The following is a 26333-nucleotide window of genomic DNA, read 5'->3' on the forward strand; positions in this document are numbered from 1 at the left end:
CATTCCGAACCCGGAAGCTAAGCCTCACAGCGCCGATGGTACTGCAGGGGGGACCCTGTGGGAGAGTAGGACACCGCCGAACAAATCTTGAGAAAGAGCCCCAACTCCGGGTAGGAACCCGTTGAGTTGGGGCTTTTTCGCGTTCACCGGTCATTCAGACGACTGGAAATCGGGTGAGCGGTCCCGGGGCGCGGGCTACGGTGGCCGCATGAGCACTTCGACCAGCGACGACTACGTCGTCCGCGCGATACGTCCCGACGAGTGGACCGCCGTGAAGCAGCTGCGCCTCGACGCGCTGCGGGACCCGGTCGCGCATCTGGCCTTCCTCGAGACCTACGAGGACGCCGTGGCCAAGTCGGACGCGTTCTGGCAGGAGCGGGCGATCGGTTCCGGGGAGGCGTCGGAGTCGGCACGGCAGGTCATCGCCGAGACTCCCGACGGGACCTGGGCCGGCACCGTCACCGTGCTCGTCGAGGAGGCCGGCACGACGGACTGGTCCGGACGTTCGGTCGAGCGCCGGCAGGGGCATGTGGTCGGCGTGTTCGTACGGCCCGAGCACCGCGGGAACGGGCTGATCAAGGCCCTCTTCGACGCCGGTGTGGCATGGGCGGGGGAGCGCGGTGCCGAGCGGGTACGGCTGTTCGTGCACGCGGACAACGCGCGGGCACAGGGGGCGTACCGCAAGCTGGGGTTCGTGCCGAGCGGGGTGGTCGTGGCGTTCTCGAAGGACGAGGCGGAGAACGAGCTGGAGTTCGTTCTGGAGCGGTAGCTCCGGGATCGTGGTCCGGCGGGAGGGACCGGTCCTATACGGGTAGTTCCTGGTGCGGCCAGCGGGAGCGGGCCTGTTCGCGGGAGCGGAGCAGGGCGAGCGTCGGCAGCCCCTGGCCGGTTCCCGTGGCGAGCAGGCCCGGCAGCTCCGGGAGGGGGGCGACGGCCGCGATGTCGTCCAGGACCAGGGTGAATGGTGGGTCGAGCCGACCGGAGGATGACCGTTCGGCCATGCGCCGGCCGCGCTCGACCACGCTCGAGACGAGGGCCGTCAGGAGCGGCATCGCGCCGGGGTTGCTCCTGGGCTCCTCGATGGATTCACCGACCACATAAAGCGTGCCCTCTTCATGGACGAAGGAATCCAGGGCGAGCGCATCAGTTCGGTTTGGGGTGCAGGCCTCGCGGATGTTGACCGTGAAGAGGGAGGACAGGGCTCGGCTGGTCAACTCGTGGGCCATGTCCCGGCGTTCGGGGTGGGCGGTGAGGGCGGCCTCGAGTTCGCCCGCGGCGCCGGGGGCGGCCTTGGGGTGGGTGCGGAGGGTTCGTACGGCGTCCTGGACCTGGGCGCCCTGGGACCAGCGGTGGACGTGGCGGATGGTGCGGGTTTCCAGGGCGGCGGCGTGCAGGTAGCTCCTCAGGAGCGTCATCGCCGTATCGGCCACTGCCTGGTCGATCCTGGCCGTGGGCTGGACCGGGCTCAGGAGGGCGGCGGCTCTCCGCAGGGCCGTCTGTTTGTCTTCGCAGCCCGTGAGGGGGGACCAGTGGAGGCGGGCGGGGGTGTCGCAGAGGTGGGTGGGGTCGTAGAGGAGGGTGGGGCCCAGTTTGGCTCGGGCGTCTTTGGTGTCCTGCCAGAGGACGGGGTTCGAGGTGACGACCAGGGTGGGGCCCTGCGCGTCCTGGATGGCCTGGGCTGCCGCTGAGTGGCGGGCCGCGGGTGGTCCGTAGTGCACCGCGCCCTCGGCGCGGTTGGTTTCCCATCCACCCAACCGTTCACCGTTGGCCGCACACGTGCCCAAGGGGTCCGGCGTGGCCGCCTCCCGCGAGTGCTCCGTCGGCTGCGGCGGACGCAGGGGGTCGGTCGGCTCCGGAGTCGGCTCGGGGCGTGGCACAGGTACCTCGTACCGCTGTTCCGGAGCCGGATGTGCCGAAGGTGCCGGCACCTGGGCCCGCTCCCTCTCCGCCCGCCGCCTGGCCTTCCCCGCGCGCCAGCGGGCCACCGCTCCCAGCACGAACATGGTGAGGACGAACAGGATCATCAGCTGGCCGATGAACAGGCCCCAGAACAGGCCCCAGTCGGACAACCGGGCCGCGGGGGTCTCCGGCCAGGCGCCCGCGATGTCGTGCGGTCGGCCGATGAGGTGGCGCATGGCGAGGGGCGTGCGGGTGAACGTGACGCCGTCGGGCCAGGCGCCCTGGGCGAAGAGGGCCGCCAGGCCCGTGGCCGTCCACACCAGCAGGGTCATGCCGAGCAGGAACGCGAGTACGCCGATCAGGAGGCCGTCGGGGATGCCGCCCTGGCCCTCCCGCCGGTCGTCACGGCGATCGCGAGCGTCCGGTCTCACGCTGTCCCCTTACGCCACCGTCGATTCGGAGTCACCCAGGTGCTGCTCCACAAAGGCCGCCGCCCGCTGCTCGGCCTCCCTTTCGGCGGCGCGCAGGGCGTCGTCGGCCGTCAGATCGGCGGAGGACTCGGTCATCGCGCGGTCGGTGAAGACCAGCGGGCGTTCGGTCTCCGTGATCAGGTGCTTGACCACCTGGACGTTGCCGTTGACGTCCCAGACGGCGATGCCGGGGGTGAGCGTCGGGATGATCTCGACCGCCCACCTGGGCAGGCCGAGGACCCGGCCCGTGGCCCGCGCCTCGTCCGCCTTCTGGGCGTAGACCGTCCTGGTCGACGCCATCTTCAGGATCGCCGCCGCCTCCTTCGCCGCGGCTCCGTCGACCACGTCGGACAGGTGGTGGACGACCGCCACGAAGGACAGTCCGAGCCGGCGCCCGAACTTCAGCAGCCGCTGGAACAGCTGGGCCACGAAGGGGCTGTTGATGATGTGCCAGGCCTCCTCGACCAGGAAGATCCGCTTCTTCCGGTCGGGGCGGATCCAGGTGTGCTCCAGCCACACGCCGACGATCGCCATGAGGATGGGCATGGCGATGGAGTTGCGGTCGATGTGGGAGAGGTCGAACACGATCAGCGGGGCGTCCAGGTCGATGCCGACCGTGGTCGGGCCGTCGAACATACCGCGCAGGTCACCGTCGACAAGCCGGTCCAGCACCAGGGCGACATCGAGTCCCCAGGCCCGTACGTCGTCTATGGCCACGTTCATCGCCTCGGCCGAATCCGGCTCGGGGTGCCGTAGCTGCTCGACGATGTCGGACAGCACCGGCTGGCGGTCGACGATGGTCTCGTTGACGTAGGAGTGGGCGACCTTGAGGGCGAAGCCGGAGCGTTCGTCCAGGCCGTGGCCCATCGCCACCTCGATGATCGTGCGGAGCAGCGCGAGCTGACCGGTGGTCGTGATGGCCGGATCCAGCGGATTGAGGCGGATGCCGTGATTCAGGGCCGCCGTCGGGTCGAGCCGGATGGGAGTTATCCCCAGCTCCTGCGCGATCAGGTTCCACTCGCCGACGCCGTCCTCGCCCTGGGCGTCCAGGACGACGACCTGGCGGTCCTTGAACCGTAGCTGGCGCAGGACGTACGTCTTCTCCAGCGCCGACTTGCCGTTGCCGGACTCGCCGAGGACGAGCCAGTGGGGGGCCGGGAGCTGCTGGCCGTAGAGCTGGAAGGGGTCGTAGATGTAGCCCTTTCCGGAGTACACCTCGCGGCCGATGATGACGCCGGAGTCACCGAGACCGGGCGCGGCGGTGGGCAGGTAGACCGCCTGGGCCTGGCCCGTGGAGGTGCGCACCGGCAGCCGGGTCGTCTCGACCTTCCCGAAGAGGAAGGAGGTGAAGGCGTCGGTGAGGACGGACAGCGGATCCCGCATCGGCGAATCAGCCCCTACCTTCGGATGCCGGTGGCGAACGGAAGTGTGTTCACGAAGGCGCGGTGGTGCTCTCGGTCGCACCACTCCAGCTTGAGGTACGACTTGCCGGCGGAGGCCCTTATCGTGCGCTTGTCACGGGCGAGGGCCTCCGGGGAGCGGGCGGAGACGGTGATGTAGCCGACGAGGTTGACGCCCGCCGCGCCGCTGGCGAGGTCTTCGCCTCTCTGGTCGAGGCGGTTGTGGGCGGCGATGTCCCGGGGGTCCACCGTGCGGTTCATCTTGGCGGCGCGGGAGGCCTCGGCCTCGTCGTTGGTCTTCTCGGTCAGCATGCGTTCGATGGCTACCTCGGTGGGCTCGAGATCCATCGTCACGGCGACCGTTCGGATGACGTCCGGGGTGTGGACGAGGAGCGGGGCGAGGAAGTTGACGCCGACGGGGGTCATGGGCCACTCCTTCACCCACGCCGTCGCGTGGCACCAGGGGGCGCGGGTGGTGGACTCCCGGGTCTTGGCCTGGAGGTAGGTGGGCTCCATGGCGTCCAGCTCGGCCGGCCAGGCGTTGCGCTTGGTCATCGCCTGGATGTGGTCGATGGGGTGATCCGGGTCGTACATGGAGTGGATCAGCGAGGCCAGCCGCCCCTGACCGAGCGGCTGCCGTACGCGGATGTCGGCCTCCTGCAGCCGCGAGCAGATGTCGGTCAGCTCGCGGGCCATGACGACGGCGAGCCCGGCGTCCCGGTCGGCCTTGCCGCCGTGTGCGCGGACGGCCCGTGCCATGGCGTGGGCCTCGGCGGCCAGTTCGCGGTTGTAGTGCATGCAGGCGACGAGGTAGGCGCGGTGCTGCTCGCTGCTGGTGGACACCATGGACTGCAGCTGGTCGTAGGAGTGCTGCAGCCAGTCGGGGGAGCGGCCGTCACCGCGCAGGACGACGTCCTTGGCGTGTGCGTCCGGGTCGGCGGGCAGCGTGCGGGCGAGCATCTGCAGGCGGGTGACGAAGCCGTCCCCGTTGGCCACGTGCTTGAGCAGCGTGCCGAAGCGGTCGACCAGGGCCTCCTGGTCCTCGGAGTCGCGCAGGCCGACGCCGGGGCCTTCGATCTCGATGGCGGCCGTGACCGTCTTGCGGTCGGCGTGCAGCAGTACGGCGATCTCGTCCGGCCCGAAGGGGGCGGCGAGCCAGTTGATGCGCCCGATCCCGGGCGGCGGCCCGATCTCGACCTCACGCCCGTCGAGCCGCGTGCCGGCCTCCATGACGTTCGACCGGTAGGCGGCTCCGCGCTTGACGGTGCGCTTGTAGCTGCGGTTGATCTCGAACCACTTGTAGAAGGTGCGGCGCTTGTACGGCACGTAGACCGCGGCGAGCGCGAGCAGCGGGAAGCCCGTCAGCAGCACGATGCGCAGGGACAGGACAGGGACGAGGAGGCCGCACATCATGCCGAGGAACGCGCCGGCGATGATCAGCGCGATCTCGCCGGACTCGCGGTTCCGGCCGACGATGGCGTTCGGCCTGGCGCGGCCGATCAGATACGTACGGCGGGGCGTGACCGGATGGGACAGGTGGGACTCGGTCGTCAACGCCCTTCACCTCCCGAGCGGTTGTTGCGGGTGTTGCTGGCGTGCGGGGTGTTGACCGGGCTGGGCGCGCGGGGCGCGGGCGTGGCGGAGGGGATGGCTCCGCCGCCCCCGGTGGGAGTGCGGCTGCTGTGGGCGGCGACACCGCCGGTTGCGGGGTTGGCGGGGCGAGGCGTGCCGGCTCCTCCGCTGCTTTGTGCCGCTCCGTTGTTGTCGGCGCGGGTGCTGTGGGTCTTGATGCCCTGGGCGACGAGGCTGGCGGGGGAGCTGATGACGGCGGCGGCCTTGCCCTCGGCGCCCTGCATGATGCGGTTGTTGCGGGAGCCGGCGATCTCGTCGCCGAAGCCGGGGACGAAGCGGTAGATCATCGCGCTGGCGAAGATGGCGAGCAGGATGATGGCGAGGCCGGAGACGACGGCGGAGAAGGCGTCGGGGCCGTTGTCGCCGGACAGCGCCCCGGCGAGCCCGAGCACGATCACGATGACCGGTTTGACGAGGATGACGGCGATCATGATCCCGGCCCAGCGGCGGACGTGCCCCCACAGGTTCTTGTCGACCAGTCCCGCGTAGACGACGGTGCCGAGGAGGGCGCCGACGTAGAGCAGGGCGGCGCGGATGACCAGCTCCAGCCAGAGGATGCCGGCGGCGAGGATGCTGACCAGGGAGACGACGATCAGCATGATCGGCCCGCCGCCGATGTCGGTGCCCTTGCCGAGGGCGCCGGAGAAGGTGCCGAAGAAGGTGTCGGTCTGGTCGCCGGTGGCCTTCGCCAGGACGTCCGTGACGCCGTCCGTCGCCGATACGACCGTGTAGAGGATCAGCGGGGTGAAGGCGGAGGCCAGCACGGTGAGCCACAGGAAGCCGACGGCTTCGGAGATGGCGGTGGTCAGGGCCACGCCGCGTACGGCTCGCTTGGCCACGGCCAGCAGCCACAGCAGGAGGGTCAGGATCGTGGACGCGGCGAACACGACGGCGTACTGCTGCAGAAACTTGGGGTTCGTGAAGTCGACGTTGGCGGTGTCCTTCACGGCGTCACTGAGCTTCCCGATGGTCCAGGAGGCGGCGTCCGCGCATCCCTTCGCCAGGGAGGAGAGGGGGTCGAGGGTGTCGGTCAGAGGGCTGCCGGGGGTGACACCGGAGGATCCGCCGGAGGAGCCGTTGTCCTTCTCGCAGAACTGTTTGGCGGCGCCGCGGATCAAATCGCAGGCGTCGTTACTTTTTGTGGGGGACGGAGTGGGCTCGGCGAAGGCGCGGGTGGCCAGCAGCATCGTGGCCGTCTGTGCGGCTCCGAGGGAAGCCGTGATCTTGAGGACGCGGTGGCTAGCGCGCATACGTGAACCCTCCGTACTCCTCGACGGCCTTCGTCATGTCGTCGGCGGTAGAGGCCGTCTGGTCACGGCCTACGGGGACTGGGCCGTCCTTCTGTTGGAAGTCAGTGATCTTCCAGTCACCGCCGACCCACTTCAGCTTGTACGTCGTGGTGTACCAGCTCTCGGTCACCGGGTTCTTGGAGGCCTCACCGGAGAGGCCGAACAGCGAGGTGTACCAGACTTCGACCGTTGCGCCGTCCGTTCCCGAGGAGGTGACCTTGGTGCCTACAGGGATGACACGGGAGACGAACGTCTGGCCCTTCGGGGCGGTGCCGTCCTTGACCAAGCCGATGTTGGCGAGGAACTTCTCGTTTGAGTAGGCGCTGTCCATGGCCGACTGCTTGGAAGCTGCCGCATCCGGGGTGTAGACAGTGCTCACGATCTGGTGTCGCCACGCGGTGTTGAACATCTCGGCCGAGCCCAGTGCTACCGCGTAATTCGCCGCCGCGCTCTGCGCCCCCTGCTCCGTGTGGGCGAAGCCCGATGGGATGGTGCCGGTTTTTGTGTCCACCGGCTTGGTCCCGCTGGCCGCCGTCGATGCGGCTCTCGGCTGGTTGTCCTTCCCCGTCGAGTCGTTGGCGGAGGAATCGTCTCCCCGGTTCGCGAAGGCGATTGCCGCGATGAGGAGGACGACTACGCCGACGACCGTGACCAGGCTGCGGGAGGAGGAGCGGCGGGCGCCCCGGCGTGGGGCGCCGCCGTAGGGGTCACCCTCGGGCAGGCGGGTCCGGGTGTGGCCCGTGTCGCCGTAGTCGGTGTAGCCCTGCTCGTCTCCGGGACTCATGCCGCGTACGCCCCCTCCACCTCGTAGACATACGACGGTAGCCGTGCTGGTTCCCGCGCGGGCGCGGTGTGGTGACTCGACATCAGGGAAACGCAACCTCAGCCGGTGGGCACGACGGGTGGGTGGGGTGGAGGGGACAGCCGGGCGTGCCCGGGAGGGCGGGGCGGCGGAAAGAGCGTCAGACCGCCATGCCGTACACAATCGTGAACAGTGTGCCCAGGGAACCGATGATGAAGACCCCGGTGAGGCCGGCGATGATGAGTCCCTTGCCCTGTTCCGCGCTGAACGTGTCGCGTAGGGCCGTAGCGCCGATCCGCTGCTTGGCCGCGCCCCATACCGCGATGCCGAGGCAGAGGAGGATGGCCACGGCCATGACCACCTCGATCATCACCTTGGCCTCGTTGCCCAGGCTGCCGAAGGGGCCCCAGTCCGGAGCGATCCCGCCGATGATGGTGTTGATGTCTCCCTTGTCGGCCGCAAAGAGCATGTAAATCACCGCCCCTGGTGGGTAGTTCCGCGAGCACCCCTGCGGTGTGCAGAGGTCAGCCTCATTGTCGCCGACAACGTCGCCAACGTATGTCGACTTGACGTCATTGACTGGCGGGTTTCGTACGAAAGGCGCGTACGGTCACTCTGTGTATCACGGCAGGTCACGCCGGGCAACGAGGTCAGACCGGAACCTGTCGTGTGGTTCTGTCGTTGATCCTCTTCACGACCGGCGTGGTTTCTGACGGATGGTCGGGTGAGGTCTCGAGCCGATGTTCTCACGGGCGGTGGAGCGCGGGCCGGGCAAGGGGCTCGGCGTCGGGGGCCGCCGAGTGCCTGACCTGAGGCTTCGTCGTGCTCGGCCGGCGAAGGCCGAGACGCGGGCCGAGACACCCGACGGGGGTACCCCGGCCGGTCGGGCGGTCGTGGCGGGCCTGACCGGGAGGCGTGGTCCGGACCGAGTGGATCGACGTGGTGGACGGCGGGGCGGCGACCGCGCGCCGAATCCGCGCCACCCGGCTCTCACCTGGCTTTTCGAAGCTGCGGTGGCGGGGCACCAGGGGTTCACGGGAAAATCTCAGTGCAGTCGGAGCGGGTTTCTCACCTTCGTGGGACAGAGTGGGGCCTGATGAAGCGCATCTCACACATATCGCGCGTTTCGGTCACGTCGCGTCCCGCGCTGCTCGGCGCCGTCGTGCTGCTCGCCCTGACCTCGGCGTCCGTGGCCGCCGCCGACGACGGGCCGGGGCCCCTCGGGGTCACCGCAGATGCCGTCGCGACCCGGCACGGCGCGCGGGTCGGCGCGCTCTTCGGCGCGGACCGGGCGGGCCGGCCGGCCGGGGGCCACTTCTGCACCGCCTCGGTGGTGCACAGCCCGCAGGGTGATCTCATCGTCACCGCGGCGCACTGCGTGGCCGGCGCCGCCGGCGACCTGGTGTTCGTGCCGGGTTACCGGGGCGGGGAGGCGCCCTACGGGGTGTGGAGGGTGACGAAGCGCTTCCTGCCCGACGGGTGGGTCAGGGGCCGGGACGAGGACAGCGACCTGGCCTTCGCCACCGTCGCCGCTCCGGACGGCAGGCACATCGAGGACGTGGTCGGGGCCAACCGGTTCGCGACCGGGGTGGCCACCGGTGCCACCGCCGTGACCGTCTCCGGCTACCCGGACTCCCGCGAGGTGCCCATCAGCTGCACCAACAAGCCGACCGGGTACAGCGGCACCCAGCAGCGCATCGACTGCCCCGACTTCACCGGCGGCACCAGCGGCAGCCCCTGGGTCAACGGCGACAGCCAGGTCGTCGGCGTCCTCGGCGGCCACGAACAGGGGGGCGCCACCGCCGACATCTCCTACAGCGTGGCGCTGGGGAGCGGGGCGGCGGAGCTGTACAGGGACGCGACGACCGGCTCCTGAGAGGGCGTCACCGCCGCCCTCACGCCTGTGAAATGCCGCCACTTCGCACTCAAATGGCCTTGAACGGCGTTCGCATGGGGGAAAGTTGAACCGTGCGGAAGGTATGGGTGATCGGTGGGGCGGCCGTCGGGCTCGGCATGGGCTTCGTCATGCTGCTCGTCGTCGGGGTGTACATCGTCGCCGGGAATCTCGTCAACGGGGTGACCGCGGGCAGCCGGGGGCTTGCCAAGGGAGCCGTGCCGGCCGCCTACAAGCAGCTCGTGCAGCGGTGGGGCAACCTGTGCCCGGCGCTCAGCCCGGCGCTGCTCGCCGCCCAGCTGTACCAGGAGAGCGGCTGGAACCCGACGGTCGTGAGCCCGGCCGACGCGCGCGGCATCGCGCAGTTCATCCCGAGCACCTGGGCGACGCACGGCATCGACGGCAACGGCGATGGCAAGCGCGACATCTGGGACCCGAATGACGCGATTCCGTCGGCCGCTTCCTACGACTGCGAGCTGGCGAAGTACGTGAAGGACGTGCCCGGGAACACCTCCGAGAACATGCTCGCCGCCTACAACGCGGGCGCCTACCGCGTCATCAGGGCGGGCGGGGTTCCGGCCATCAGCGAGACGCAGAACTACGTCAAGCGGATCCGCAGCCTGGAGCAGAGCTTCGCCGCTCCGGTCACCCGGATCGACCCCACGCGCCAGGCCGCCGGTGCCATCGCCTTCGCGCAGCGCAAGCTCGGCACGCCCTATCTGTGGGGCGGCAACGGCACCGCCGACCAGGGCGGACGCTTCGACTGCTCGGGTCTGACCAAGGCGGCGTACGAGAAGGTCGGCATCACCCTGCCCCGGGTCGCCAACGACCAGTACAACGCGGGGCCGCACCCCTCGCGGGACCAACTGCTCCCCGGCGATCTGGTGTTCTTCTCCGACGACCTCACCGACTCCCGGGCCATCCGGCACGTGGGTATCTACGTCGGCGGCGGGTACATGATCGACGCCCCGCGGTCGGGCGCCGTGATCCGGTTCGACCCGGTCGACACCCCTGACTACTTCGGTGCCACGCGGGTCACCGAGGATGGCGCAAAAGCGCTCCCCACAACGGTGTGAACCGAGCGTGAACCCACCCCCTGAGCTGCGGCGATGAGTCTCTCTTCGATAACGTCTGCGTGATCATTCAGTGGAGAGTGGAACGTATTGAGGGTGGCCGTGCGTTCCTGTTGACGTAGCCGAGCGGACGTCAGTGCGGCAGTGCAGCGGAAGCGGATCTACGAACCACGGGGGGCAGGAGCGACGCACACAGGTGCGTCCGGGAAGACGACGAAGGGGCCGCAGCACCATGGCTGTACTCGCCGAATCCGGATCGAACCCCGACGTCGACCTGCTCTATGACATCAACGGCCTGGCCAAGGACGCCCCGCACTGGTTCGACCGGGTCATGGAGTTCGTGGGCGAGTACGGCCTGCTGCTCGCGATGGTGCTGCTGATCCTGGGGTGCTGGTGGTCCGTGCGGCGCCGGGGCGGCGAGGACGCGGCGTCCTCGGTGGCCGCGCTGGTGTGGGCCCCGCTCGCGGCAGGCCTCGCGGTCCTGGTGAACGTCCCGATCCGGGGCTTCGTCGAACGCCCCCGTCCCTTCGTGGACCACCAGGGTCTGGACGTCCTGGTCTCCGGCAAGACCGACTTCTCCTTCGTCAGCGACCACGCGACGATCACGATGGCGCTCGGTGTGGGCCTCTTCGTCGCCAACCGCCGCTTCGGCGTCGCGGGCATCGGCCTGGCCCTGCTGGAGGGCTTCTGCCGGGTCTACATGGGCGTGCACTACCCGACGGACGTCATCGGCGGATTCGCGCTGGGCACGGCCGTCGTCCTGCTGCTCTCCCCGCCGGCGACGGCGCTGCTCACCCCGCTGATGCGGGCCGTGGAGCGCTCGCCGCGCGCCGGGTGGATCGTGCGGCGAGCGTCGGCGGCGGGCCGCCGCGACGCCCTGCTGTCCGGCACCCGGAAGCCCCTGGAAACCGAGGAGCGCGACCTGGCGGCGTAGCCTTACGCTCCCTCGCATGACCAAGTTCTCCGCCACGGTGTGCCTGCCGCCCACCGCGCCCCGCAAGGTGCCGGCGGCGACAGCCGTGGCTTTGGCGCCGTACGACATGAACGCCGGCGACGACTGGAACCCCGTCGGCGAGTGGGACGCCTGGTACATCCATGTGCACCCCGCGGCCCCCTACCTCGTCCGGCCCGCGCACGACGGCGACCGCAGGCTCCTGACGGCCGCCACCGTCCCCCGCCGCAAGGCCGACCTCGCCCCGCTCGGCCCGCTGGAGTGCTACGGCGGGCCCCGGGGCCTGCTCGACCTCGACGCGATGCGGCGGCGGGCGGTCGGGCGGCACGACGCCCTGCGCGCGGCGTGGGAGGGGCTGACCGCGCTGCATCCGCCGGCCCGCCCGCTGTCCGAGTTCGTCGCCCGCCACGACTCGGACCCCGACGGCTACCCGCTGCACCGGGCGAAGGAGGACCACCTCCTTCAGCCCCTGGTGCAGGAGGTGGCCCAGCGGGCGGTCGCGGGCGACCCGCACTTCGGCATGTCGTTCCTCACGACCGACCCGGTCGCCTACTTCGCCCTGGACCACGAGCGGGTCCGCGAGGGTGCCCTGCGAAGTGCCGTCGCCGGGTACGCGCTGCTCACCCTCGACGGCCGGTGGCAGGACGGCAGCGGCGACGGCTACTGGGCGTGGGCCGACGACTACCTGGAGCACCTCGACCCGGACGCCGTCGTCGTCGACGTGCTCTGCCACTGCTGAGCCGCCGCCCGGGGCGCTACAACCCCTGCGCGTAGGAGAAGAAGCGCTGGGGGTCGTAGGTCTTCTTCACCTTCCCCAGCCGCGTCGCCGCGTCGCCGTAGTACGCCTTGCGCCAGTCCTTCAGCGTCGGGTCCGTGTAGTTCTGGTACGCGGCACCCGAGGCGTACGGTTTCATCGCGTTGTGGGCCGAGGTCAGCCAGGACTGGGCGGTGCCGCCGGAGGCGCCCGCGCCCCAGGAGGCGATGTACTGGGCCAGCATCCGGGAGCGGCGGTGGACGAACGCCGTCGCGGTCGGGGAGACCCGGTTGACCGCGCCGCCGAGAGCCGTGAACGCGATGCTGCCCCCACCGCCCCGCACCGAGCGGATCTGCTTCAGCACGGTCTGGATGCCCGCCGAGGACAGCGAGCGGTCGAAGAAGTCGGAGCGGGCCGCGTAGGTCTCCCGGCCGAGCTTGCCCTGCGGCGAGCGGCCCGGGGTGGACCCGGGCAGATGGCACTGGGCGTCGGCGGAGAAGGAGGAGCAGCCGGCGTAGATCTCCATGGCCTCCTCGTAGCCCCGGCGGCGCAGGGAGACGGAGGAGGCGTTCGCGCCGGCCTGGTGGGCCAGGCGGTCCACGGCGTTCTGCAGTTCGCCGTAGGTGCCGAGGGAGAAGCAGGACACGGAGATGGTCGGGGTCCGTCCCGGCGAGCACGCCAGGTGCAGGGAGGACCAGATCTCGTCGGGCTGGCTCGGTCCCCAGGCCTGCCAGGCCTTCAGCACCGCGGCGGCCTTCGCCCAGGGCCACGTCATGTACGCGGTGACCGCCTGCGGCGCCGGGTGTGTCTTGAAGTGCAGCTCGGTGACGACGCCGAAGTTGCCGTTGCCCGCGCCGCGCAGCGCCCAGAACAGGTCGGAGTGGTGGCCGGCGTCGGCGGTGACCTGGGTGCCGTCGGCCGTGATCAGGGTGGCCCGGGTGAGGCTGTCGCAGGTCAGGCCGTAGGCGCGGGAGGCGACCCCGTGGCCGCCGCCGAGCACCAGGCCGGAGACGCCGACGGTGGGGCAGGAGCCGGCCGGTATGGTCACGCCCTTCGCGGCCAGCGCCCGGTAGACGTCGATCAGCTTCGAGCCGGCGCCGACGACGGCCTGTCCGCCGCTCACCCGGACCCGGTTCAGCTTGGACACGTCGAGGATCAGGCGGTTGTCACCGGAGGAGTAGCCCGCGTAGGAGTGGCCGCCGTTGCGTATCGACACCCGTACGCCGTGCGCGTGGGCGTACGCCAGGGTCGTCCGGATGTCGTCGGTGTGCGCGGGATAGGCCACCGCGGCGGGCTTCAGGCCGTCGAAGCGGGTGTTGTACAGCTGGTGGGCCGTCCTCCAGGACGCGTCACCGGGCCGCACCAGCGGGCCGTCCAGGTCACGGGCGAGGGCCGCCCAGTTCGCGGCGGCGTTCGCGCTGGTGGTCTTCAGGGTGGTCAGAGACGAGGAGCCGGACGGCGTGGCGCTGTGCGCCCCCGACGGGGCGGAGCGGCTCCCACCGGCACCGCACGCGGTCAGCGCGGTCGTCGCCAGGGCGGCCGCGCCGCCCGAGATGAGCGTACGCCGTTCCATGTTCATCGTCGTCTCTCGCCTTTCCTCGGCTCTCCTGGAACGAGACGACGCCATGACCCACGGGGTTCCCCCGACCGGGTGAAGAACGCCGTGCGCGCGTGCGTGTGACCCGGCCGTCGGAACCTCCACGTGCTCTCCCCGTGAGCATTCCGTGACCTCACCGGGCCGACGGCAGGGGTTCACTCCTCGTTCACTTCCGGCCATCGGCGGCTTCACCTGTTCTGCCTAGTTTCGGCCGTGCACGGTGCGGAGTGCGGCCATACATGCGCTCACGCATTCTCACGACTTCGCACGCCGCCGACAGCGGCGGCTCCTGGAAGGAACTCCCGAAAGTGAAGCTTCAGCGCAAGAACCGGCTGCGCGCCGTCTCACTCGGTGCGATCGCCGTCTCCGGCGCCCTGGCCCTGACGGCGTGCGGCTCCGACGACAACGGTGAGCGTGGCAACGCGTCGGGCAACTCGTCCGCGTCCGCGGGCGCAGGGGCGGTCAAGTGCGACGACGCCAAGGGGCAGCTGCTCGCGGACGGCTCCTCCGCGCAGAAGAACGCGATCGACGTTTGGGTCAAGCAGTTCTCCCAGGCCTGTCACGTGCAGATCAACTACAAGGGTGCCGGCTCCGGTGCCGGTGTCACCTCCTTCAACCAGGGCCAGATCGCGTTCGCCGGTTCGGACTCCCCGCTGAAGCCCGAAGAGGTCACCGCCTCCAAGAAGGTCTGCTCCGGCGGCCAGGGCATCGACCTGCCGATGGTCGGCGGCCCGATCGCCCTCGGCTACAACGTCCCGGGTGTCGACGACCTGGTCCTGGACGCGCCGACGATCGCCAAGATCTTCGACAGCAAGATCAAGAACTGGAACGACCCGGCGATCAAGAAGCTGAACCCGTCGGCGAAGCTCCCCGACCTGAAGATCCAGGCGTTCCACCGCTCCGAGGACTCCGGCACCACGGACAACTTCACCAAGTACCTGATCGCCACCGCCCCGGACGACTGGAAGTACTCCGGCGGCAAGGCCTGGCAGGCGCAGGGCGGCCAGGCGGCCTCCGGCTCCGCCGGTGTGGCCCAGGGCGTCAAGCAGAACTCCGGCGCGATCGGCTACTTCGAGCTGTCCTACGCCAAGGACATCACCACCGTCTCGATCGACACCGGCGCCAAGGCCCCGGTGAAGCCGTCCACCGAGTCCGCCACCGCCGACATCGCGGCCGCCAAGGTCGTCGGCACCGGCAAGGACCTGTCCCTGCAGCTCGACTACAAGACCAAGGCCGAGGGCGCCTACCCGATCACCCTCGTCACCTACGAGATCGTCTGCGACAAGGGCACCAAGGCGGACGCCCTGCCCGCCACCAAGGCCTTCCTGCGCTACATCGCCAGTGAGGACGGCCAGAAGGTCCTGACGCAGAACGACTACGCCCCGATCCCCGACGAGATCATCGCGAAGGTCCGCACCACCATCGACGGCCTGAGCTGACCTGATCCGAGAGTGCGGCCCGAGTCCCGACAGGGCCGGGCCGCACCGTCCGGTGCACCGCCGCCATGAGCCGCGGCCCCATGGGGCGCACGGCTCCGCAGACCGGAGAACCCGATGGACATATCGATCAAGACAACCGACGCACCTCCCCCGACGCCCCAGCCCACGGTGACCGAGCGGCAGCGCGACGCCCGTGGCGCGAGCCGCCCCGGCGACCGCATCTTCCTCGGCCTGTCCCGCGGCTCCGGCATCCTGCTCCTGGTGGTCATGGCCGCGATCGCGGTCTTCCTCGCCTACCGCGCGTCCCTCGCGATCAGCAAGGACCACGGGAACTTCCTGACCACCTTCGAGTGGAACACCAACCTCAACCCGCCGGTCTTCGGCATCGCCGTCCTGGCCTTCGGCACGGTCGTCTCCTCGGTCATCGCCATGGCCATCGCCGTGCCGGTCGCCGTCGCGATCGCGCTGTTCCTCACGCACTACGCCCCGCGCAGGCTGAGCGGTCCCATCGCCTACGTGATCGACCTGCTCGCCGCCGTGCCGTCCATCGTCTACGGCCTCTGGGGCGCCCTGATCCTCGTCCCGCACATGCAGGGTCTGTACGGCTGGCTGGACGAGTACCTCGGCTGGACCGGCGTCTTCTCCTGGGACGGCGGCGCCCCCCGCGCCATGCTCACCGTCGGTGTCCTGCTGGCGATCATGATCCTGCCGATCATCACCAACGTCAGCCGCGAGGTCTTCCGTCAGGTCCCGCGGATGCACGAGGAGGCCGCGCTGGCCCTCGGCGCCACCCGCTGGGAGGTCGTCCGCATGTCGGTGCTGCCCTTCGGCCGCTCCGGTGTGATCTCCGCCTCGATGCTCGGCCTCGGCCGTGCCCTCGGAGAGACGATGGCCGTGGCCACCGTGCTCTCCCCGAGCTACGACATCCAGGCCAGCCTGCTCAACCCGGGCGGCGGCACCTTCGCCCAGAACATCGCCGGGAAGTTCGGCGAGGCCACCGAGCAGGGCCGGGACGCGCTGATCGCCTCCGGTCTCGTCCTCTTCGTCATCACGCTGCTGGTCAACGGCGCGGCCCGAGCGATCATCGCCCGCCGCAAGGAGTACTCGGGGGCCAACGCATGAGCACCGCGGCCGTCACCGACAAACGCCCCGGCACGCTGCGCGGCGCCAGCCTCCCGAAGTGGTCCCCGTGGGCCATCGCCGCCGGCTCGATCGCCCTCGCGGTCGTCATCGGCCTGGCCGGCGGCCTGCACAGCAGGGTCCAGTGGGGTCTGATCGCCGCAATCCTCTTCGTCCTCGGCACCTACGGCATCGCCGCCAAGGTCGAGGGCCGCCGGCAGGCCAAGGACCGGATCGCCACCTCCCTCGTCTGGGTCGCCTTCCTGCTCGCCGTCGTCCCGCTGGTCTCCCTGGTCTGGACGACCGTCTCGCGCGGCGTGAAGGTTCTCGACGTCTACTTCCTCACCCACTCCATGGGTGTCGTCGCCGACTCCGAGCCGGGCGGCGGCATCTACCACGCCATCATCGGCAGCCTGGAGCAGGTCGGCCTCGCCACCCTCATCGGCGCCCCGATCGGGGTGCTCACCGCGATCTACCTGGTCGAGTACGGGCGGGGTCGCCTCGCCCAGGCGGTCACCTTCTTCGTCGACGTCATGACGGGCATCCCGTCGATCGTCGCGGGTCTGTTCATCCTCAGCCTGATGCTCATCTTCACGATGCAGCCGTTCGGCTTCGCCGGTTCGCTGGCCCTGGCCATCCTGATGATGCCGGTCGTCGTCCGCTCCACCGAGGAGATGCTCAAGCTCGTCCCGAACGAGCTGCGCGAGGCCTCCCTGGCGCTCGGCGTACCGAAGTGGCGGACCATCCTGAAGGTGGTCCTGCCGACCTCCATCGGCGGCATCACCACGGGCATCATGCTCGCCGTCGCCCGTATCGCGGGCGAGACCGCGCCGGTGCTGCTGCTGGTGTTCGGCAACCCGTTCATCAACAACAACCCGTTCGAGGGCGCGCAGGCGTCGCTGCCGCTGTACATCTACCAGCAGTACGCGCAGAGCGCGGGCGCCAACGCGGCGTACGACCGCGCGTGGGCGGCGTCCCTCACGCTGATCGCCTTCGTGATGATCCTCAACCTGGCGGCCCGCGGGATCGCCCGCTGGAAGGCCCCGAAGACCGGTCGCTGACCGCGGCCTCGGCGACTGATTCCTGGAAGTGAAGTAGACATGGCCAAGCGAATCGACGTAAGCGGACTGACCGCCTACTACGGCTCCCACAAGGCGATCGAGGACATCTCGATGACGGTCGAGCCGCGCTCGGTGACGGCGTTCATCGGGCCCTCCGGCTGCGGCAAGTCGACGTTCCTGCGCACGCTGAACCGCATGCACGAGGTCACCCCGGGTGGCCGCGTCGAGGGCAAGGTGCTGCTCGACGACGACGATCTGTACGGCACCGGCGTCGACCCGGTGTCCGTCCGCCGCGAGGTCGGCATGGTGTTCCAGCGCCCGAACCCGTTCCCCACGATGTCGATCTTCGAGAACGTGGCGGCGGGCCTGCGCCTGAACGGCAACCACAAGAAGAGCGAGCTGAACGACATCGTCGAGAAGTCGCTCAGGGGCGCGAACCTCTGGAACGAGGTGAAGGACCGCCTGAACAAGCCGGGGTCCGGACTGTCGGGCGGACAGCAGCAGCGTCTGTGCATCGCGCGGGCGATCGCGGTCGAGCCGAAGGTCCTGCTGATGGACGAGCCCTGCTCCGCGCTGGACCCGATCTCCACCCTCGCCATCGAGGACCTGATCGGTGAGCTGAAGGAGCGCTTCACGATCGTCATCGTGACGCACAACATGCAGCAGGCGGCGCGTGTCTCGGACCGTACGGCGTTCTTCAACCTGGCGGCGGTGGGCCAGCCCGGGCGCCTGGTCGAGATCGACGACACCGAGCGGATCTTCTCCAACCCGTCCGTCCAGGCGACGGAGGACTACATCTCCGGCCGCTTCGGCTAGGCCGGCGCCGGTGCCAGAGGACCCCTCGCGGTGCTGCATGGCGGTGCCACCGTGAGGACGCAGAAGGGCCCGCCCCCGGCTCCCGGGGGCGGGCCCACGCGTTTCGGACGTCGGCTACAGCACCGTCAGGTTCACCAGACCGAAAGCCAGCGCGGCGACCAGCGCCGCCGCCGGCATCGTGATGAACCAGCCGAGGACGATGTTCTTGGCCACGCCCCAGCGGACGGCGTTCACGCGCTTGGTCGCGCCCACGCCCATGATCGCCGAGGTGATGACGTGGGTCGTGGAGATCGGCGCCTTGAAGAGGAACGCCGTGGTGAACATGATCGACGCGCCGGTCGTCTCGGCCGCGAAGCCCTGTGGCGGATCCAGCTCGATGATCTTGCGGCCCAGCGTGCGCATGATGCGCCAGCCACCCGCGTACGTGCCCAGCGACAGCATCATCGCGCAGACGATCTTCACCCACACCGGGATCGGATCGCCGTACGTCTCGTGGCCGGAGATCACCAGGGCCATCACCACGATGCCCATGGTCTTCTGGGCGTCCTGGAGACCGTGGCCGAGGGCCATGCCGGCCGCCGACACGGTCTGCGCGATACGGAAGCCCCGCTTGGCCTTGTGCGGATTGGACCGGCGGAACAGCCACATGATCGCCGTCATCATCAGGTAGCCGACGATCAGGCCCACGAACGGCGACACGAACATCGGGATGACGACCTTGTCGAGGACGCCGTTCCAGAGCACGTCCGTGCCGCCCGCCAGCGCCGCACCCACCATGCCGCCGAACAGCGCATGGGAGGACGACGAGGGCAGGCCGTAGTACCAGGTGACCAGGTTCCAGACGATCGCGCCCAGCAGTGCCGCGAAGAGGATGCCCATCCCCTTCGAACCCTGGGGTGTCTCGATCAGGCCCTCGCTGACCGTCTTGGCGACCCCGGAGCCCAGGAAGGCACCGGCGAGGTTCATCACGGCCGCCATGGCGAGGGCCGCCCGCGGCGTCAGCGCCCGCGTCGAGACCGACGTCGCGATCGCGTTCGCGGAGTCGTGAAAACCGTTCGTGTACGTGAAGAAGAGCGCGACCGCGACGGTCACGATCAGGGCGAAGGTGTCCATCGACGCCTCAGGACTCCTTGACGGCGATGGTCTCCACCGTGTTCGCCACGTGCTCGAACGCGTCCGCAGCCTCTTCGAGGACGTCCACGATCTGCTTGAGCTTGAGCACCTCGATGGCGTCGTACTTGCCGTTGAAGAGGTGGGCGAGCAGCTTGCGGTGGATCTGGTCCGCCTGGTTCTCCAGCCGGTTGACCTCGATCCAGTACTCGGTGAGGTTCTCCATCGTGCGGAGGTTCGGCATGGCCTCGGCCGTCAGCTCGGCGGCCCGGGCCAGGACCTCGATCTGCTGCTCGACGCCCTTGGGCAGTTCCTCGACGTTGTAGAGGACGACCAGGTCGACGGCCTCCTCCATGAAGTCCATGATGTCGTCCAGGGACCCGGCGAGGGTGTAGATGTCCTCGCGGTCGAACGGTGTGATGAACGAGGAGTTCAACTGGTGGAAGATCGCGTGCGTGGCGTCGTCACCTGCGTGTTCGGCGGCCCGCATACGCTCTGCGATCTCGGCCCGGGCGGAGGAGTCCGCTCCGAGCAGTTCCATCAGGAGCTTCGAGCCCGTGACGATGTTGTCCGCGGAGGCGGCGAACATGTCATAGAAGCTCGTCTCCCTGGGGGTCAGACGAAAGCGCACGTGGGGTCCTCGGGGTGCTTCGGTTTCGGTCAGGCTGATGCTAGGCGCATCATCCGGCCACGGCTATCGGGCCGTCCCCCAGTGTCGCCCATCGGGCAGAGTGATCGGCACGGGGGCGTACCAAGGGCCTCCTACCCGGCAAAGTTCGTTACCATATACCCGGTAGGGGTATGTATCAGTAGCTCGTCCCGAGATGGAGGCCCGCGATGACGACGACCGAGGCCGGCGCCACCCACGGCTACCACAAGCAGAAGGACGAGCACCTCAAGCGGCTGCGCCGGATCGAGGGCCAGATCCGCGGTCTGCAGCGGATGGTCGACGAGGACACGTACTGCATCGACATACTCACGCAGGTCTCCGCCTCCACCAAGGCCCTGCAGTCCTTCGCGCTGCAACTGCTGGAGGAGCACCTGCGGCACTGTGTCGCGGACGCGGCCCTCAAGGGCGGTGACGAGATCGACGCGAAGGTCGAGGAGGCGACGAAGGCGATCGGCCGCCTGCTGCGCACCTGAGACCCGGGATTTCTCACACCTCGGCCGATTCTCGCTCCTCGGCCACCCGCAGCACCGCGTCGATGCTCTCCAGGCTGAGCCGGTCCTCCGCGGCCGAGGCGGCGATGATCAGCTCTCCGCACAGCTCGATCTCGGCGAGGGCCACGTGGTCCTGAACCGCCGTACCGCCGACCGGAGCCACCTGCCTCACCTCTTCTCTGCCGTCACCGGCTTCCTAGAGTAGGCAGGGCTCCACACACCGCGCATGGCACGGACGGGCTAGTTCGAGGGTGGTGCACAGGACTAGTGCGGTGGCTCGTTCTCGGCGATCCGGCCCGCGTAGATGTCCGCCGAGCGCGGCAGCCGGATGTCGGCCGGGACGCCGAAGCCGTACAGCAGCGTGGTCGAGGCGACAGCCACCGCCGTCTTCCGGCGGCCGTTGACGAAGCTGAAGTGCTGCCTGAGCTTGCGGATGCGGCCCTGGTCGTCCAGGTAGGCGTCGAACGGCACCTCGGCCGTGGCGAACCCAAGCGCCGCCGCCGCGAGGGGCGCCCTGTTGCCGGCGGAGGCGTAGCGCGCCGCACGGCTCAGGTCCGCCGTCCCCCGGTAGTGCCGCACCTCGGTGCCGCCGACCTCGGCCCTGCCCACGTAGGCAGCCGTACGGGTTCCGCGCAGCACCTCGGCCGCCGCGTACGGGTCGGTCACGCCGCCGGTGACCAGGTTGCCGTCGGACAGCGACGCGATCTCCACCCGTACCCACTTGTCGGCGGGCACGCCCGCGCCCCGGTTCTTCATGAACAGGGCGCCCGGGGCGAGGAGCTCGGTGATGGGCCGGTGCTCGGAGGCGCCCGTGGGATCCTCGGGCAGGACGACGGTGAGCCGGCCGAGCCGGTGCCGGTAGTCGTAGACGCCCTTGCCGCGGATGGTGATGCGGGTACCGCCCGTGGCCATCTCCATCGACGTGCTGGCCTTGGAGCTGCCCGCGCCGCGCAGCGTGTCGGCGGCCCGGTGCAGGGCGGCGACCGGGTCGCCCGCGCCCTTGACGTCCTCGGCGGCGGCTCCGCTGCCGGAACAGCCCGTGGCACCCGTGCCGAGGCCGAGCATGATGCCCACCGCGAGGACCGTTGTGCCCGCGCGCCTGTGCTGCCGCCGATCCATCGCCTGCCTACCCCCAGCCGGTACGTCCGTCACGGGCCCCCCGTCGTTCGGTTAACGACGGGTAGGGGGCGCCGTCACGCGCCGCCGGGGGGTGGAAGGGGGAGGCGGGAGGAAGGCGGGGCAAGGCCGTACGAGCCCTGCCGCGGGCTGGGTAACGTTGCCACCGTGGCAGTCACCGCGGCGTATCAGGACGGGCCGGAGCCCGCCCTGTCCGGGCAGGAACACCTCACGACGACGACCGAACAGGGTCGCTTCTGCGTGGCCAGATGCAGCTGTGGCTGGCGCGGCCCCGCCCGCCGGGCCCGCAGCCAGGCCCGCGCGGACGCGGAGGGGCACACCGCGCCCCCGTGACGGGGGCTCAGTCCCGCCGCCGCGGGCGGGCGGACGGCCGGAGGAAGGCGTCCACCAGGTCCCGGTCGCGGGGCTGGGTGAGCCGGCCGCGGGCCGCGTCGGGGGAGAGCCACCGGATGCGGTCCACCTCGTCGGTCGGCGTGAAGTGGCCGGAAACCGCCTCGGCCGCCCAGTAGCGCACCTGCTTGGGCCGGCCGTTGGCCAGATACCGCAGCGTCGGCAGCTCGCCGCCGGGCCGGGCCCTGTACCCGGTCTCCTCCGCGACCTCGCGCAGGGCGCCCGCGAGCGGGTCCTCACCCTGCTTGAGCTTGCCCTTGGGGTGGGACCAGTCGTCGTACTTCGGCCGGTGGACCAGGCAGATCTCCAGGCCGCCGGTGTCCGGTGAGCGGCGCCACAGCACGCAGCCCGCCGCCCGGACCGGAGTGTCGTTCACACCGCCTCCTCGTGGGGTTCAGGGTGCGTTGACGGTCTGCTTCCGCCAGGCCTGCTGGAACGCGAACCTGGCCGCCTCCACCTCGTGCCGCTGGTCGGCGTGGAGCACGCCGAGCGCGTACGCCGTCGCGGGCGCGATGCGGGGGGTGCGGGCCGCCTGCGCGGCCGCCGCGGCGGCCTCCGAGGCGTCCCGGTGCCGGTTCAGGGCCTGGCCCGCCGTCAGCAGCGGTACGTTCACGGGGGCGTTGCCGCCGCACAGCACCTCACCGGCGTACCGGTGCAGGCGCAGCAGCAGGCGGACCTGGTGCCAGGGGCCGTCCTGGGGGTGCGGGGACGGGTCCGGCGACAGCCCGTGGACCAGGGCCTCCGCGTTGTAGGGGTGCCCGGCCGTGACCAGGGGAAGCGCGGCGATGGCGTCCGTGAGGCGCTCCGCCGCCGCGGCGGCGAGGGGGCTCAGGTCGGTGGTGGGGGCGCTGGGGGTGAGAGGGACCTCGCTGGCGAGTACGGCGACCTTGTCCGCGACGGCGTGGAAGCGGCTCGACCCCAGGGCCTGGAGGGCGGTCGAGTGGGCTCGGGTCCGGGCGAGGGTCAGCTGGCGTTCGAGCAGGGCCCCTGCTTTGGCCGCGCCCACGGTGAGGGTGCCGCGCTCCGCGGTGGTCGGTGAGCCGGCCGGACCACCGGCGTTTCCAGGTGCCGCTTTCATGGTGACGGGAGCCGTGGCACGGCTGCCCGCGGCTGCCATGCCGACCGCCCGGGCAGGGAACATCGTCGCGCCCGACAACCGGTGCAGCGCCAGCAGCAGCCGTTCCAGACGGGACTCGTACGCGTGCTCCAGCCCCAGCGTGCCCGACAGCCATGCCAGTTCCGGGCGCGTCTCCTCCGACCAGTCGGGGTCGAGGAGGGGGCGGAAGGTGTGCAGGCTGGCGCTGATGCGGCGGGCCGAGCGGCGCAGGGCGCGTGCCGCGTCGACGGACTCCGCCGCGTCGCCCGCGGAGCTGCCGCCGGTCTCCCGGTGCAGGCGCAGGGCGCGGAGGAACTGCGTGGCCTGGGCGCGCAGGTAGGCCGCGAGGGCCTGCCCTGTCACCGCTCCGGCCGTGGCGGGGTCCGTCGGGTCAAGGTGTTGCTGTGCCACGCCGGCGCCTCCGGGCGTCTATGAGCGTCTCCTGGACGTTGCGCAGGGGTTGGCCGTCACCGTCGGCCGCGTGTCGCGTCCACTCGCCGTCCGGGCCGAGGTGCCAGGAGGCGGTGGTGTCGGACATGCCGGTGTCCAGCAGCCGGTTGAGGGCTCCGCGGTGGCCGGGGTCGACGACCCGGACCAGGGCCTCGATCCGTCGGTCGAGGTTGCGGTGCATCATGTCGGCGCTGCCGATCCACACCTCGGGTTCGCCGCCGTTGCCGAAGGCGAAGACCCGGGAGTGTTCGAGGAAACGGCCGAGGATCGAGCGGACCCGGATGTTCTCCGACAGGCCCGTGACGCCCGGGCGTACGGCGCAGATGCCCCGCACCCAGATGTCGACCGGCACGCCCGCCTGGGAGGCCCGGTACAGCGCGTCGATGACCGCCTCGTCGACCATCGAGTTGACCTTGATGCGGACGAAGGCCGGACGGCCCGCGCGATGGTGCTGGACCTCCTTGTCGATCCGCGCGATCAGGCCGTCCCGCAGCGACTTGGGGGCGACGAGGAGCCGGCGGTAGGTCTCGCGGCGGGAGTAGCCGGAGAGGCGGTTGAAGAGGTCGGAGAGGTCCGCGCCGACCTGGGGGTCGGCGGTGAGCAGGCCCAGGTCCTCGTAGAGGCGGGCCGTCTTCGGGTGGTAGTTGCCGGTGCCGACGTGGCTGTAGCGGCGCAGGGTCTCGCCCTCCTGGCGGACCACGAGGGACAGCTTGCAGTGCGTCTTGAGGCCGACCAGGCCGTAGACGACGTGGCAGCCGGCTTCCTCCAGCTTGCGGGCCCACTTGATGTTGGCGTGCTCGTCGAAGCGGGCCTTGATCTCGACCAGGACGAGGACCTGCTTGCCGGACTCGGCGGCGTCGATGAGCGCGTCGACTATCGGGGAGTCGCCGGAGGTGCGGTACAGGGTCTGCTTGATGGCGAGGACGTCCGGGTCGGCCGCCGCCTGCTCCAGGAAGGCCTGCACGGAGGTGGAGAAGGAGTCGTAGGGGTGGTGCAGCAGGACGTCCCGGGCGCGCAGGGCCGCGAAGATGTCCGGCGGGGACGCCGACTCGACCTCGGCGAGGTCGCGGTGGGTGCCGGCGATGAACTTGGGGTACTTCAGCTCCAGCCGGTCGAGGCTGTGGATACGGAAGAGGCCGGTGAGGTCCAGGGGGCCGGGGAGCGGGTAGACCTCGGCCTCGGAGATCTTCAGCTCGCGCACCAGCAGGTCCAGCACCTCGCGGTCGATGGACTCCTCGACCTCCAGGCGCACCGGCGGGCCGAAGCGGCGCCGCATGAGTTCCTTCTCCAGGGCCTGGAGAAGGTTCTCGGCGTCGTCCTCCTCGACCTCCAGGTCCTCGTTGCGGGTGAGCCGGAAGGCGTGGTGCTCCAGCACCTCCATGCCCGGGAAGAGTTCTTCGAGGTGCGCGGCGATGACGTCCTCGAGGGGGACGTACCGGCCGGGCGTGGCCTCCAGGAAGCGGGACAGCAGCGGCGGCACCTTCACGCGCGCGAAGTGCTTGTGGCCGCTGACCGGGTTGCGTACGACGACGGCCAGGTTCAGGGAGAGGCCGGAGATGTACGGGAACGGGTGCGCCGGGTCGACCGCCAGCGGGGTCAGGACCGGGAAGATCTGGTGCCGGAAGAGTGTGAAGAGCCGTGCCTGCTCCTTCTCGGTCAGCTCGCTCCAGCGGACAAGGTGGATGCCCTCCTCGGCGAGCGCAGGGGCGACGTCCTCGTGGTAGCAGGCGGCGTGCCTGGCCATCAGCTCGCGGGAGCGGGCCCAGATCATCTCCAGTACCTCGCGGGGCTGGAGGCCGGAGGCGGAGCGGGTGGCGACACCCGTGGCGATACGGCGCTTCAGGCCGGCCACCCGGACCATGAAGAACTCGTCCAGGTTGCTGGCGAAGATCGCCAGGAAGTTCGCGCGCTCCAGCAGGGGCGTGTTCGGGTCCTCGGCCAGCTCCAGGACGCGCTCGTTGAACGCGAGCCAGCTGCGCTCCCGGTCGAGGAAGCGCCCCTGCGGCAGCGGAGCCCCGTCACCCGGCGACTCCTCGTACGCGTCGAGGTCGGCATCGAGGTCGGGTTCCAGATCGGAGACCGCGGCGGCCACGGTGTGCGGACGGTGCGCGGCTATGGAGCCCACGGAGGGCTGTGCGGGTGAACCGGCACCTCGGCCCGTAGGGGCTCCGGCAGCGGCGGTGGTGGGCGACGGATGGGCCGGTGCCTGGGCGTCTGGCTGACTCATGACCCCATTCTTCCGCGCCACGAGCGTTCCAGGCGCGTCGGAATGTGCGGGTGGGAGCGTGACGGCCCCGTTCTGCGCGGGCCCCTCGGGGGGCGGCGAAGGCTCTGGCACGGCGGGCTTCATTGGCCGAGCGTCGCAAGCCTGTCTGAATCGATGGTTACGGAGACATGACGTGCGGGATAGCGCGCGGCGGCTCGAAGGGGTTCCCGGATGCGAAAACGCCGGTCCGGTAGGTCCCCCGTGGAAGGACGTGCCGGACCGGAGCGCCCGGGCGCAGACGGCGCCAGGCCGGCCAGGGCGAACAGCACCGGCGCGGGCGGCAGCGGGCCGCGCGGGACGAAGACGCGGTCCCAGGCCCGGGTGGGGGCCGGGACGGCGCGGTCGCCGGACCGGACCCGGTCGGACGCCACGCCGGGATCGCGCTGCCGGCCGGCCGCGGTCGGCGGCCAGGCAGGGCTTCGCGGCGAGCCGGCGGGCCGGGGAGGCGGCCCGGGACCAGGCCGGCGTGGCCGTGCCGGACTCCAGCTCGCGGCCGATCGGCGCGCCGTCCGTCCCGGCGGCCACC

The 26333-nt window shown here is 70.4% G+C and carries 25 protein-coding genes and 1 rRNA gene; 12 read left to right on the forward strand and 14 right to left on the reverse strand.

The window, feature by feature from the left end; genetic code table 11:
• Nucleotides 1–82: ribosomal RNA gene (gene rrf, locus ABZ079_RS31015) — 5S ribosomal RNA — on the forward strand; the annotation flags it as partial.
• 126 nt (nucleotides 83–208) lie between these two features.
• Complete coding sequence (locus ABZ079_RS31020) at nucleotides 209–769, forward strand: GNAT family N-acetyltransferase (protein WP_356942757.1); 561 nt, start codon at nucleotides 209–211, stop codon at nucleotides 767–769.
• A gap of 34 nt (nucleotides 770–803) precedes the next feature.
• Here the strand turns inward: ABZ079_RS31020 and ABZ079_RS31025 are convergent, their stop codons facing one another.
• From ABZ079_RS31025 to ABZ079_RS31050, 6 genes are all read right to left on the reverse strand, one after another.
• Entirely contained in the window at nucleotides 804–2330 is a 1527-nt protein-coding gene (locus ABZ079_RS31025) for a type IV secretory system conjugative DNA transfer family protein (protein WP_356942758.1), read from the reverse strand.
• A gap of 9 nt (nucleotides 2331–2339) precedes the next feature.
• Nucleotides 2340–3752 carry an ATP-binding protein gene (locus tag ABZ079_RS31030; protein ID WP_356942759.1) on the reverse strand — a complete coding sequence of 471 codons (1413 nt, stop codon included), beginning with the start codon at nucleotides 3750–3752 and terminating at the stop codon, nucleotides 2340–2342.
• Nucleotides 3753–3766: 14 nt separating this feature from the next.
• On the reverse strand, nucleotides 3767–5323 hold the full coding sequence (locus tag ABZ079_RS31035) for an SCO6880 family protein (protein ID WP_356942760.1): 1557 nt from the start codon (nucleotides 5321–5323) through the stop codon (nucleotides 3767–3769).
• Nucleotides 5320–6651: a hypothetical protein gene (locus ABZ079_RS31040; protein WP_356942761.1), complete on the reverse strand. Its 1332-nt coding sequence runs from the start codon at nucleotides 6649–6651 to the stop codon at nucleotides 5320–5322. Before ABZ079_RS31040 ends, ABZ079_RS31035 begins: the two co-directional genes overlap by 4 nt.
• Nucleotides 6641–7474: a hypothetical protein gene (locus ABZ079_RS31045; protein ID WP_356942762.1), complete on the reverse strand. Its 834-nt coding sequence runs from the start codon at nucleotides 7472–7474 to the stop codon at nucleotides 6641–6643. The genes ABZ079_RS31040 and ABZ079_RS31045 overlap by 11 nt, the downstream gene beginning before the upstream one ends.
• Nucleotides 7475–7652: 178 nt before the next feature.
• Nucleotides 7653–7961, reverse strand: coding sequence for a hypothetical protein (locus ABZ079_RS31050; RefSeq protein ID WP_014673544.1), 309 nt, complete (start codon nucleotides 7959–7961; stop codon nucleotides 7653–7655).
• A gap of 627 nt (nucleotides 7962–8588) precedes the next feature.
• On the opposite strand from ABZ079_RS31050, the gene ABZ079_RS31055 reads away from it, so the two are divergent.
• The 4 genes from ABZ079_RS31055 to ABZ079_RS31070 all read left to right on the forward strand — a co-directional run bounded on the left by ABZ079_RS31055 (nucleotide 8589) and on the right by ABZ079_RS31070 (nucleotide 12150).
• Entirely contained in the window at nucleotides 8589–9368 is a 780-nt protein-coding gene (locus ABZ079_RS31055) for a trypsin-like peptidase domain-containing protein (RefSeq protein WP_356942763.1), read from the forward strand.
• A 92-nt stretch (nucleotides 9369–9460) separates the two neighbouring features.
• A complete protein-coding gene (locus ABZ079_RS31060) occupies nucleotides 9461–10462 on the forward strand; it encodes a bifunctional lytic transglycosylase/C40 family peptidase (protein ID WP_356942764.1) in 1002 nt (333 codons plus the stop codon).
• A 229-nt stretch (nucleotides 10463–10691) separates the two neighbouring features.
• Nucleotides 10692–11393: a phosphatase PAP2 family protein gene (locus ABZ079_RS31065; protein WP_356942765.1), complete on the forward strand. Its 702-nt coding sequence runs from the start codon at nucleotides 10692–10694 to the stop codon at nucleotides 11391–11393.
• A gap of 16 nt (nucleotides 11394–11409) precedes the next feature.
• Nucleotides 11410–12150 (forward strand): hypothetical protein, encoded by a 741-nt coding sequence (locus ABZ079_RS31070; RefSeq protein WP_356942766.1) that lies wholly within the window; start codon nucleotides 11410–11412, stop codon nucleotides 12148–12150.
• A 16-nt stretch (nucleotides 12151–12166) separates the two neighbouring features.
• On the opposite strand, the gene ABZ079_RS31075 is transcribed toward ABZ079_RS31070, so the two are convergent.
• The gene (locus ABZ079_RS31075) at nucleotides 12167–13738 is read right to left on the reverse strand and encodes an FAD-binding oxidoreductase (RefSeq protein WP_356942767.1); all 1572 of its coding nucleotides are present in this window, start codon (nucleotides 13736–13738) and stop codon (nucleotides 12167–12169) included.
• A 332-nt stretch (nucleotides 13739–14070) separates the two neighbouring features.
• Between ABZ079_RS31075 and pstS the strand changes: the two genes are divergently transcribed.
• The 4 genes from pstS (at nucleotide 14071) to pstB (ending at nucleotide 18197) form a co-directional block, all read left to right on the forward strand.
• Nucleotides 14071–15201: a phosphate ABC transporter substrate-binding protein PstS gene (pstS, locus tag ABZ079_RS31080; protein WP_356942855.1), complete on the forward strand. Its 1131-nt coding sequence runs from the start codon at nucleotides 14071–14073 to the stop codon at nucleotides 15199–15201.
• Between the two features lie 114 nt (nucleotides 15202–15315).
• A complete protein-coding gene (gene pstC / locus ABZ079_RS31085; protein WP_356942768.1) occupies nucleotides 15316–16323 on the forward strand; it encodes a phosphate ABC transporter permease subunit PstC in 1008 nt (335 codons plus the stop codon).
• A complete protein-coding gene (gene pstA / locus ABZ079_RS31090; RefSeq protein WP_356942769.1) occupies nucleotides 16320–17381 on the forward strand; it encodes a phosphate ABC transporter permease PstA in 1062 nt (353 codons plus the stop codon). The genes pstC and pstA overlap by 4 nt, the downstream gene beginning before the upstream one ends.
• 39 nt (nucleotides 17382–17420) lie before the next feature.
• A complete protein-coding gene (gene pstB, locus ABZ079_RS31095) occupies nucleotides 17421–18197 on the forward strand; it encodes a phosphate ABC transporter ATP-binding protein PstB (RefSeq protein ID WP_356942770.1) in 777 nt (258 codons plus the stop codon).
• A gap of 114 nt (nucleotides 18198–18311) precedes the next feature.
• On the opposite strand, the gene ABZ079_RS31100 is transcribed toward pstB, so the two are convergent.
• Both ABZ079_RS31100 and ABZ079_RS31105 read right to left on the reverse strand, forming a co-directional pair.
• On the reverse strand, nucleotides 18312–19310 hold the full coding sequence (locus ABZ079_RS31100; RefSeq protein WP_356942771.1) for an inorganic phosphate transporter: 999 nt from the start codon (nucleotides 19308–19310) through the stop codon (nucleotides 18312–18314).
• Between the two features lie 7 nt (nucleotides 19311–19317).
• A complete protein-coding gene (locus ABZ079_RS31105; protein ID WP_356942772.1) occupies nucleotides 19318–19938 on the reverse strand; it encodes a DUF47 family protein in 621 nt (206 codons plus the stop codon).
• A 206-nt stretch (nucleotides 19939–20144) separates the two neighbouring features.
• Between ABZ079_RS31105 and ABZ079_RS31110 the strand changes: the two genes are divergently transcribed.
• Entirely contained in the window at nucleotides 20145–20450 is a 306-nt protein-coding gene (locus ABZ079_RS31110) for a metal-sensitive transcriptional regulator (RefSeq protein WP_356942773.1), read from the forward strand.
• 13 nt (nucleotides 20451–20463) lie between these two features.
• On the opposite strand, the gene ABZ079_RS31115 is transcribed toward ABZ079_RS31110, so the two are convergent.
• Together ABZ079_RS31115 and ABZ079_RS31120 are read right to left on the reverse strand one after the other, a co-directional pair.
• Complete coding sequence (locus ABZ079_RS31115; RefSeq protein ID WP_356942856.1) at nucleotides 20464–20631, reverse strand: hypothetical protein; 168 nt, start codon at nucleotides 20629–20631, stop codon at nucleotides 20464–20466.
• A gap of 101 nt (nucleotides 20632–20732) precedes the next feature.
• On the reverse strand, nucleotides 20733–21587 hold the full coding sequence (locus ABZ079_RS31120) for a hypothetical protein (RefSeq protein ID WP_356942774.1): 855 nt from the start codon (nucleotides 21585–21587) through the stop codon (nucleotides 20733–20735).
• A gap of 165 nt (nucleotides 21588–21752) precedes the next feature.
• On the opposite strand from ABZ079_RS31120, the gene ABZ079_RS31125 reads away from it, so the two are divergent.
• Nucleotides 21753–21938, forward strand: coding sequence for a hypothetical protein (locus ABZ079_RS31125; protein ID WP_356942775.1), 186 nt, complete (start codon nucleotides 21753–21755; stop codon nucleotides 21936–21938).
• 7 nt (nucleotides 21939–21945) lie between these two features.
• On the opposite strand, the gene ABZ079_RS31130 is transcribed toward ABZ079_RS31125, so the two are convergent.
• Genes ABZ079_RS31130 through ABZ079_RS31140 form a run of 3 tightly spaced genes read right to left on the reverse strand, consistent with a single transcriptional unit; the run spans nucleotide 21946 to nucleotide 25891 of the window.
• Complete coding sequence (locus tag ABZ079_RS31130; protein ID WP_356942776.1) at nucleotides 21946–22371, reverse strand: NUDIX hydrolase; 426 nt, start codon at nucleotides 22369–22371, stop codon at nucleotides 21946–21948.
• Between the two features lie 18 nt (nucleotides 22372–22389).
• Nucleotides 22390–23502, reverse strand: coding sequence for a CHAD domain-containing protein (locus tag ABZ079_RS31135; protein WP_356942777.1), 1113 nt, complete (start codon nucleotides 23500–23502; stop codon nucleotides 22390–22392).
• Nucleotides 23483–25891: an RNA degradosome polyphosphate kinase gene (locus ABZ079_RS31140; RefSeq protein ID WP_356942778.1), complete on the reverse strand. Its 2409-nt coding sequence runs from the start codon at nucleotides 25889–25891 to the stop codon at nucleotides 23483–23485. The genes ABZ079_RS31135 and ABZ079_RS31140 overlap by 20 nt, the downstream gene beginning before the upstream one ends.
• Between the last annotated feature and the right edge of the window lie 442 nt (nucleotides 25892–26333).

The sequence above is a fragment of the Streptomyces sp. NPDC006314 genome, from assembly GCF_040613075.1.
Classification (GTDB): Bacteria; Actinomycetota; Actinomycetes; order Streptomycetales; family Streptomycetaceae; genus Streptomyces.

Coding starts and splice junctions, on each gene's coding strand:
- ABZ079_RS31055 (WP_356942763.1), top strand. CDS start 8,589: ATGAAGCGCATCTCACACATATCGCGCGTTTCGGTCACGTCGCGTCCC.
- ABZ079_RS31040 (WP_356942761.1), bottom strand. CDS start 6,651: ATGCGCGCTAGCCACCGCGTCCTCAAGATCACGGCTTCCCTCGGAGCC.
- ABZ079_RS31065 (WP_356942765.1), top strand. CDS start 10,692: ATGGCTGTACTCGCCGAATCCGGATCGAACCCCGACGTCGACCTGCTC.
- ABZ079_RS31020 (WP_356942757.1), top strand. CDS start 209: ATGAGCACTTCGACCAGCGACGACTACGTCGTCCGCGCGATACGTCCC.
- ABZ079_RS31140 (WP_356942778.1), bottom strand. CDS start 25,891: ATGAAGCCCGCCGTGCCAGAGCCTTCGCCGCCCCCCGAGGGGCCCGCG.
- ABZ079_RS31075 (WP_356942767.1), bottom strand. CDS start 13,738: ATGGAACGGCGTACGCTCATCTCGGGCGGCGCGGCCGCCCTGGCGACG.
- ABZ079_RS31050 (WP_014673544.1), bottom strand. CDS start 7,961: ATGCTCTTTGCGGCCGACAAGGGAGACATCAACACCATCATCGGCGGG.
- pstB (WP_356942770.1), top strand. CDS start 17,421: ATGGCCAAGCGAATCGACGTAAGCGGACTGACCGCCTACTACGGCTCC.
- ABZ079_RS31030 (WP_356942759.1), bottom strand. CDS start 3,752: ATGCGGGATCCGCTGTCCGTCCTCACCGACGCCTTCACCTCCTTCCTC.
- ABZ079_RS31070 (WP_356942766.1), top strand. CDS start 11,410: ATGACCAAGTTCTCCGCCACGGTGTGCCTGCCGCCCACCGCGCCCCGC.
- ABZ079_RS31045 (WP_356942762.1), bottom strand. CDS start 7,474: ATGAGTCCCGGAGACGAGCAGGGCTACACCGACTACGGCGACACGGGC.
- ABZ079_RS31110 (WP_356942773.1), top strand. CDS start 20,145: ATGACGACGACCGAGGCCGGCGCCACCCACGGCTACCACAAGCAGAAG.
- pstA (WP_356942769.1), top strand. CDS start 16,320: ATGAGCACCGCGGCCGTCACCGACAAACGCCCCGGCACGCTGCGCGGC.
- ABZ079_RS31120 (WP_356942774.1), bottom strand. CDS start 21,587: ATGGATCGGCGGCAGCACAGGCGCGCGGGCACAACGGTCCTCGCGGTG.
- ABZ079_RS31100 (WP_356942771.1), bottom strand. CDS start 19,310: ATGGACACCTTCGCCCTGATCGTGACCGTCGCGGTCGCGCTCTTCTTC.
- pstC (WP_356942768.1), top strand. CDS start 15,316: ATGGACATATCGATCAAGACAACCGACGCACCTCCCCCGACGCCCCAG.